At 69.1% G+C, this 8,387-nt stretch carries 8 protein-coding genes; 6 read left to right on the forward strand and 2 right to left on the reverse strand.

What is annotated here, in order from left to right; genetic code table 11:
* Positions 1-86: 86 nt before the first annotated feature.
* Entirely contained in the window at positions 87-566 is a 480-nt protein-coding gene (locus ACWGQ1_RS06595; RefSeq protein ID WP_452312574.1) for a DUF1643 domain-containing protein, read from the reverse strand.
* 136 nt (positions 567-702) lie between these two features.
* On the opposite strand from ACWGQ1_RS06595, the gene ACWGQ1_RS06600 reads away from it, so the two are divergent.
* From ACWGQ1_RS06600 to ACWGQ1_RS06625, 6 genes are all read left to right on the forward strand, one after another.
* Positions 703-1,734, forward strand: coding sequence for a hypothetical protein (locus tag ACWGQ1_RS06600; protein WP_452312575.1), 1,032 nt, complete (start codon positions 703-705; stop codon positions 1,732-1,734).
* Positions 1,735-2,034: 300 nt separating this feature from the next.
* Positions 2,035-2,433, forward strand: coding sequence for a VOC family protein (locus ACWGQ1_RS06605; RefSeq protein ID WP_452312576.1), 399 nt, complete (start codon positions 2,035-2,037; stop codon positions 2,431-2,433).
* Between the two features lie 68 nt (positions 2,434-2,501).
* Positions 2,502-2,675: a hypothetical protein gene (locus ACWGQ1_RS06610; protein ID WP_168387297.1), complete on the forward strand. Its 174-nt coding sequence runs from the start codon at positions 2,502-2,504 to the stop codon at positions 2,673-2,675.
* Between the two features lie 60 nt (positions 2,676-2,735).
* A complete protein-coding gene (nhaA, locus tag ACWGQ1_RS06615; RefSeq protein WP_452312577.1) occupies positions 2,736-4,019 on the forward strand; it encodes a Na+/H+ antiporter NhaA in 1,284 nt (427 codons plus the stop codon).
* A gap of 144 nt (positions 4,020-4,163) precedes the next feature.
* Complete coding sequence (locus ACWGQ1_RS06620; protein WP_452312578.1) at positions 4,164-5,504, forward strand: hypothetical protein; 1,341 nt, start codon at positions 4,164-4,166, stop codon at positions 5,502-5,504.
* 121 nt (positions 5,505-5,625) lie between these two features.
* Positions 5,626-5,964 (forward strand): nuclear transport factor 2 family protein, encoded by a 339-nt coding sequence (locus ACWGQ1_RS06625; RefSeq protein WP_136032551.1) that lies wholly within the window; start codon positions 5,626-5,628, stop codon positions 5,962-5,964.
* Positions 5,965-5,997: 33 nt separating this feature from the next.
* Here the strand turns inward: ACWGQ1_RS06625 and ACWGQ1_RS06630 are convergent, their stop codons facing one another.
* Complete coding sequence (locus ACWGQ1_RS06630) at positions 5,998-8,229, reverse strand: heavy metal translocating P-type ATPase (protein WP_452312579.1); 2,232 nt, start codon at positions 8,227-8,229, stop codon at positions 5,998-6,000.
* Positions 8,230-8,387 lie beyond the last annotated feature (158 nt).

Genomic DNA, 8,387 nt, shown 5'->3' on the forward strand with positions numbered 1-8,387 from the left:
AGCTGCCGCAATGCCCATCCGTCGTAACCCTCGTCTACGCTCAGCCCGCTGGGCAGCCACGCGCGCTCTGAAGCACCAGACGCGGGCTAGGACACCCCGTGCTCCGGCCAGTCGATGAGCGCTGATTCCCGGCGGACGTACAACGGGTGCTGCGGATGTCCGTCCTTCGTGGTCTTCAGCGCCTTGAGCTTAGGTAGCAGTGTGACCGCGCGGGACACCCGCGTCGCGCGGGCGTTCGTCCCCCAGCCAGCGATAACCACACCAGTTGCCGATGCCAACGCCTTGTCATTATCGATCCCGATGGGGTCCGGGGCCGCGAGCATCACCTTCGGTTTCGTCGCGCGGAACGCGTAGAGATTCAATACCCGCATCCCCCCGAACTGCTCGCGTCGCGCGAATCCAACGCAGCGTCTGAGCGTCGGATCGAGTTCGACATCGTCGGCCGTGCTCGGATTCAAGAGAACGAATGTAACTAGGGGCAGCGACTCGTCCCACACACGTGTAAGGCTGTACCGGTAGCTATCTTGCACGTCCGCGGTGGAAGAAACGAACGCAGGCATGGACATGCTCGAATGATAGCTCCATCCATGCTCACACGAGCCGACAGATACTTGGATGCCAACGAGGAACGGACTAACTCCCTTGCCGCTCGACCCGGATCCCGCGCTCTCAGGTGAACAAGCCTCGACTGACCATCACTCTATGCTGACCGGGCGCGCGCAGACGACAGGCTCAAACAACTGCTTCATCTGTGGCGCCTCCATCCCGCCAGGCCACCCTGAGCGAACACGAGAGCACGTCTTTCCTCAGTGGTTGCTTCGGTCGGCCGGATTGCGGTCGGCGAACCTCGTGTCGAGCAACGCGCAGCTAATCAGCTACTACCGACTAACGGTCCCGTGCTGCAGAACTTGCAATGGCGTTGACTTCTCAGGAATCGAACAGCGAGTCAAGGCAGCCTTCGAGAACGGCCTGGAAGGGGTGCAGTCGCTCAGCCGTCGAGATCTATTCTTGTGGCTGGGCAAGCTGTACTACGGCGTCTTGTTCCTCGAAAGTTTGAGACGCCTCGACGTTCGCGATCCGGACAGCGCGCCTCTCGTGAGTGAGGAACAACTCCGACGCAACAATTTCCACCATTTTCTCTTACAGGCCGCAGCTGGCGTGGTGCATTGGCCAGACGCCACAGGTGGCCCCGCGTCGTTCTTGTTCGTTGACTGCCAGATCGACGAAGACACCCCCGAGCACAATTTCGACTACTGCGACAGCATGCTTGCTCCCGTCACGGCCCTCCGGGTAGGAAGGGTAGGCATCCTGGCGGTAATGCAGGACTGGGGAACCATGGAGACTATCCACGAGAAGCGTTTGGTCGCTGCACGGCTGACCGCGCTGCACCCGACCCAGTTCCGGGAGGTCTTTGCGATGGTGGAGTACCTTGCCGTCGAGACAGCCGTCACCCGGCGACCCAGCCTCTTGGTAGGCGGAACACACGGAGCAACAGTCATACCCGTCCCGGTCGCGTCGCGCGACGGAGGATCGGTCAATGTTCGCGACTTCGCGAGCTTTCTCGCGAAAGCTCTCTTCACAACGGTGGAGAACCTGTTCACCGAAGGTTCGATCTTGACGTTCACGGTCGACGATAGCGGCGACGCCGTCAACGCCCCCTGGCCCGGGGCATTCTTCTCCGGGCTTGACGGTCAGCCACTTTGGCCATCGGCTGTCGAAGTGCAAGGTCCGTGAATGCCAACGACCTGACTGCAGGGACCAGAGCGAACTTCGTCAATTAGACTTTCGCCGCCAACCTTGCTGGCCTGAAACACCTCTGGAGGATTAGCGAGGCGCAGTCAGAGGATCACGCAGACAGGCGCCCATGTAGAGCTGCGGAATCACGCGGCACAACACCTTCCGCGTACAACCCACATCAGCAGAAGGCCGCTCTTCGGAGCGGCCTTCGTCGTTGGGCGGCCCAGAGCTCGCCGGCCTGCGTCGCGCGGACGTCGGCGATTGCCGTGCCGGCGGTTCGAGAGCACGATGTCTGACATGGGACTAGCGGACTACCCGGTGAGGGCTTCCATCGGCGTCACCGATATCGGACGAGCGGCCGCCTTCTATGAAGGGGTGCTGGGCCTCGCCGCCGAGCGGAGCGGACCGAGCGCCGGCATCGCGGAGGGCGCTCGGTTCTACGCCTGCGGCGACGGGACCATGCTCAACGTGTTCGAGACGCCGACCGCGGGGTCGACGCGCTCGACAGTCGCCACGTGGTACGTCGACGACCTCGATGCGGTCGTGGCGGAGCTGACGGCTGCGGGAGCCGAGTTCGTCCGCTACGACGGTTTCGGCCAGAACGCGGACGGCATCGGCCCTCGGGCGGGCGGTGGGCGGATCGCCTGGGTCGAGGACCCGGACGGGAACACGCTCGCCGTCGAATCCGACAGCTGAGGCCTTCCGGCGACACCTCGGGCGAGACGTCTCGGGGCAGCACGGATGACAGACGGTAGCCTGGACGGGTGCCCTCCCTCGTCTCCGCCGGTTCGACGCGCGCCCCGCAGCGCCTGTCGTCGGCGACGCCGATGACGGAGTGGATGCGCGTCGTGCTGCACCCGGGGACGAACGGGTGGACGAGCGTGTGGGGCACCCTCTCGCACGGTGAGATCGCGGGCTGCCCGCCGCCACGCGGCTAGCCGCGCCGGATGGCGCGGCCTGTTCGCATCGACCGCCCATCTCTCCCGTGAGGTACCCCTGTGTCTTCGTCGTCCCCTGCTCGTTTCCGTCTCGCGCCGCATGAGCTGTGGCGCGGTATCCGCTCCACCGCCCGCAGCGAGGTGCTCGGTGGTGCGCTGCTGCTCGCGGCGACCGTCGCGGCCCTGATCCTCGCCAACTCCCCCGCCGCGCCCTGGTACGAGGCCGTGCGCGACGTGCGCTTCGGCATCCCCGAGCTCCACCTGGAGCTGAGCGTCGGCGCGTGGGCCGCCGACGGGCTGCTCGCCGTGTTCTTCTTCGTCGTCGGGCTGGAACTCAAGGAGGAGTTCGTCGCCGGGCGACTCCGTGACCCGCGCCGCGCCGCGCTTCCCATCGCGGCAGCCGTCGGCGGGGTGGTCGTGCCCGCGCTGCTGTTCCTCGCGGTCAACGTCGCGGCCGGCCCCGAGGTGCTGCGCGGCTGGGCGATCCCCACCGCGACCGACATCGCGTTCGCGGTGGCCGTGCTCGCCGTCGTCGGCCGGTTCCTCCCCCCGGCGCTGCGCGTGTTCCTGCTGACCCTCGCCATCATCGACGACCTCATCGCCATCACGATCATCGCGACGTTCTACACCGAGACGATCCAGGCGCCGTGGCTCATCCTCGCGCTGCTGCCGCTCGCCGGGTTCGCGCTCGCGGTGCAGAACGGCGTGCGCTCCTGGTGGCTGCTGCTCCCCCTCGCGGTGGCCGTGTGGGTGTGCGTGCACGCGTCGGGGGTGCACGCCACGGTCGCCGGTGTGCTGCTCGGGTTCCTCGTGCCCGTGCGAGCCACCGCACGCACGCGCGTGCAGACCGGTACCGATGCGGACAGCGCCCCGGTGTACGACGGGCTGGCGGCGCACTTCGCCGACCGCTGGGGTGTCGTGGCCACGCTGTTCGCCGTGCCCGTGTTCGCGTTCTTCGCCGCGGGAGTCGACATCGGTGGAATCGACGGCCTCGTCTCCGCGCTGACCGACCCGATCACGGTCGGCATCGTCGTGGGACTCGTCGTCGGCAAGCCGGTGGGCATCCTGCTGACGACCTTCCTCCTCAGCCGCGTTCGGGCGCTGCGTCTCGACGAGACGCTGCGCTGGCCCGACCTGGCCGGCATGTCGCTGCTCGCCGGGATCGGCTTCACCGTGTCTCTCCTGGTCGGCGAGCTGGCTTACGGCAGCAGCAGCGTCGCCGACGATCACGTGAAGATCGGGGTGCTGGTCGGGTCCCTCGTCGCGGCGGTGCTCGGCGGTGTGGTCCTGGCGCTGCGCGGTCGGCGGGCCCGGAGCACTGCGCGGGACCGGGCGGAGGCATGACGGCCTCGCGGCGAGCGGAGGTATGACGGCCTAGCGGCGGGCGGAGGCGCGTGGGGGGCGTTTCGGCTGCTTCCGCTGACGCTCCTCCGCGCGCCGGAGCACCGGCGCGCATATCGGAATGCTGGCGCTAGTAGGATCAGGCCGATGCCCCCCGCCCTCGTCACCCGTGAGACCGACGTTCAGCGTCCCTCCCGGGTGGCCGGGTTCGTGGTCACCACGCTCGCGCTGGCGACGTTCGGTCCGTACCTCTGGGAGAGCATCCGCACGGAGCAGGCCGCCGTGTACGGCCTGTTCCTGCTGATGCTCCCGCTCGTGTTCTCGCGCTTCCGCCCCCAGGGGGGACTGCGGTTCTTCATCCCGTGGACCCTGTACATCGTGATCGCAACGCTCGGAGTGATCGCACCGAGCGCGGGCGAGATGCCGTACGAGGCGGGCTCGTTCCTCGGGGGCATGGACAACGTGCTGGCTCCCCTCGCCCTCATGTTCCTCATCTGGTCGGTCGTCCCCGAACACGACGCGGAGCGGTTGCTGAAGCGGTTCGCGAAGATCGTGGCGGTCGCGATGGCGGTGAACGGCGCCATCGCCGTCCTCTCCACCCGTGTGGATGTCGCCGCCTTCATGCGTCCGTTCTGGGCCAGTGAGGACAGCACCACCACCGCGGACCTCGCCGCCCAGCTGGGCCGCTACTCGGGCATCTTCAACCTCCCGTCCGAGGCGGGTGCGCTCTACGGGGTCGCCGGACTCGGCGCGATCTATGCGTGGAACAACCGGCCGGTCCTCGTCGCGCTGCTCGTGACGCTCATGACGCTCGGCGGCCTGATCAGCGTGTCGAAGGTCTTCATCTTCGGTGGCCTTCCCGCCATCGTCCTGTACTGGTTCTGGTCGCAGCGAGGCGGCCGGAAGGTCGCCGCGATCTTCGGTCTCGTGCTGATCGCCCTCGGCGTGCTGCAATCCGGAGTCTTCGCGGAGTGGACGGGTGCCAACTACCTTGGCCGCCTGTTCGTGACGTCGGGCAACCAGGGGTTCCTGGAGCTCTACAGCGCCGGCCGCTTCGACACCGACTCCACCTTCACAACCGTGATCGGACAGGTACTCGCCTACAACCCGCTCACCGGAGTGGGTGCCGCCGGTTGGAAGATGCCGTACGACGGCGCCGTGGCCGAGGCCCTCATCGTCGGCGGAGTGATCGGACTGCTGCTGCTCGGTTTCGTCACGGCCGCGATGTTCACCCTCCCCCGCGGCCTCGACAAGTCCGGCCAATGGTTCGCCTTCATGCTCGCCGTCGTCACGGTGGCCGGGTCCGCCGGGTTCTCCCCGCTGACCGCCAACCGCATCTCGACCGTCACCTGGGTGATGATCACCCTGCTGGTGCTCGTGGCCCGCGACCGGAGGCACCGCGCGCAGCATGAGGCTGCAGCGCAGGGCACCAGCGATCGGACGCTGGACTCGCGGACGCGACCGCAGCTCGTCGCACCGGCGAGCTGACCGCGGCTGTTCACCGGGCTGGTGCTGCACGGCTGCCTCCGGCGAGAGGGCGACCGGCCCGCCGTCCGAGCCATGAGCCAGGGCATTCCGCGGGAAGCGACGCCGGAGTAGGGTGCGGGGCATGACGCTGATCGAGGACCTGCGCACGAGCGAGGAACGACTCTCCCGGGGCGACCTCGCGTACTACCGGGACATCTGCCGCGACGACGCCCTGTTCGTGATGCCGGGCATGGTCGCGACACGGGAGGAGGCGATCGCCGGACTCGAGCACGCCGACCCGTGGGACTCGTTCGACCTGAGCGCGGTGCAGGTGCGCGAGCTCGGCACCGACGCCGCCGCCATCGCGTATCGCTTCGAGGGACGCCGCGGCGCACAGACCTACACGGCGGACATGGTGTCGACGTACGTGCGCGAGGGCGGACGGTGGCTGCTCGCCGTGCACCAGCAGACCCCGGCCTGAGCGCACGGGCGTCGGGCCGGGGTCTGCGGGCGGTCAGCGGTCGAGGATCTCGCGGGTCGTGACCTCGGGGCGCAGGTCGAGTCGGCGCAGCAGCTGCGCGTTGAGGGCGACCACGATCGTCGACAGCGACATGAGCACCGCGCCGACCGACATCGGCAGCACGAAGCCGATCGGGGCGAGCACCCCGGCGGCCAGCGGCACCGAAAGCAGGTTGTAGCCGGCGGCCCACCACAGGTTCTGCTTCATCTTGCGATACGACGCCCGCGACAGCTCGATCACCGACAGCACCGACCGCGGATCGTCGCCCGCCAGGATCACCCCGGCCGATGCGATCGCGACGTCGGTGCCCGCGCCGATCGCGAGCCCCACGTCGGCCTGCGCCAGGGCGGGGGCATCGTTCACACCGTCGCCCACCATCGCCACCCGGCGACCCTCGCGCTGCAACTCCTGCACCTTCGCGGCCTTGTCCTCGGGTCGCACCCCGGCGAACACCCGGTCGATGCCGAGGTCGGACGCGACGGTCTGCGCCACCGCCTCCGCGTCGCCCGTGATCATCACGACCTGCACCCCGCGGGCGTGCAGCGCGTCGACCGCCTCCCGCGACTCCGGCCGCACCTCGTCGGCGAGCGCCAGCGCACCGATCACGCGGCCGTCGCGCAGCACGTGCAGGATGATCGCGCCGTGCGCGCGCCACCCCTCGGCTGCCGGCAGCTCCTGCGCGCCTTCCTCGGTCAGCAGGTGCGGGCCGCCGACGCGCACCGTGGCACCGTCGACCGTCGCTGTGACGCCCACCGCGGGCGACGAAGAGAAGTCGCGGCTCGCCGGCACCGTCAGCCCGCGGTCGCGCGCGGCCCGCACGATCGCCTTCGCCAGCGGGTGCTCGCTGTCCGCCTCGGCCGCAGCAGCCAGGGCGAGCACCGCACCGGCGTCGTCCCCGCCGACCGTCGACACCTCCGACACCACCGGCTCGCCCTTCGTGAGCGTGCCCGTCTTGTCGAAAAGGACCGTGTCGACCGTGCGCATGCTCTCCAGCGCCAGGCGGTCCTTGACCAGCACGCCGCCGCGGGCCGCGCGCTCGGTGGCGATCGACACCACCAGCGGGATCGCGAGCCCCAGCGCGTGCGGGCAGGCGATCACGAGCACCGTGATGGTGCGGATGACCGCGTCGTCGGGCAGACCGACCAGCGTCCACACGACCGCGGTGATCGCCGCCGCTCCGAGCGCGAACCAGAACAGCCAGCCCGCGGCCGTGTCGGCGAGGCGCTGCGCCCGCGAGGACGAGTTCTGCGCCTCCGTCACGAGCCGCTGGATCCCCGCGAGGGTCGTGTCGTCACCGGTCGCGGTGATCTCGACGCGCAGCCCCGAGTCGGTCGCCACGGTGCCTGCCGTGACCGGGTCGCCCGCACCGCGCGACACCGTCCGCGACTCCCCCGTCACCATCGACTCGTCCATCGAGGCACGACCGTCGACGATGCGACCATCGGCGGGGATGCTGCCGCCCGGCCGCACCACCACCACGTCGCCCACCCGCAGGTCGGCCGGAGACACCCGCACCACCTGGTCGCCCTCCACGCGCTCGGCCTCGTCCGGCAGCAGGGCCGCCAGCGAGTCGAGCGCGGACGTCGTCTGCGCGAGCGACCGCATCTCGATCCAGTGCCCGAGCAGCATGATCACGATCAGCAGCGCGAGCTCCCACCAGAAGTCGAGCTCGTGGTGCAGCAGTCCCAGGCTCGCACCCCACGACGCCACGAAGGCCACCGTGATCGCGAGCGCGATCAGCAGCATCATCCCGGGCTTGCGCGCCCGCAGCTCGCTGGCGGCGCCCACCAGGAACGGCCGCCCGCCCCACACGTACATGACGGTGCCGAGCACGGGAGACACCCACGCCAGACCCGGGACCTCCGGCAGCGAGTAGCCGAGGATCATCGCGAACATGCCGGACAGCGCAACCGTCGGCACCGCCAGCACGAGCATGATCCAGAACAGCCGCCGGAACTGCCCGACGTGGTCCCCGTGGCCGCCGTGGCCCGCGTGCGCGTCGTGACCGCCGTGGGCCTCGTGACCCGCGTGCGCATCCTGACCGCCGTGGGCCTCGTGACCCGCATGGGCCTCGTGCGCGTCGTGACCCGCGTGCGCGTCATGACCGCCGTGGGCGTCGTGACCGGTATGGGCCTCGTGAGCCGCGTGCGCGTCGTGACGTGCGTGCTCATCGTGCGCGTCGTGACGGGCGTCCGCGGGGGCGGGGTCGTGGTGCGGGGTGCTCATGGTGTTCCCTCCAACGTCGATGATGCCGTGGGGGGGCGCCGTCGGGCAGCCCCCCCCAACGCGGGTCCCCTCCAAACAACGAAATACCCCTCCTAATGTGGGTGGAGCACCAAACCACACAAGCCAACACCCCAAAAAAAAAAGAGGTGCCCTCTCCT

The organism is Microbacterium sp. NPDC055599 (assembly GCF_053618975.1).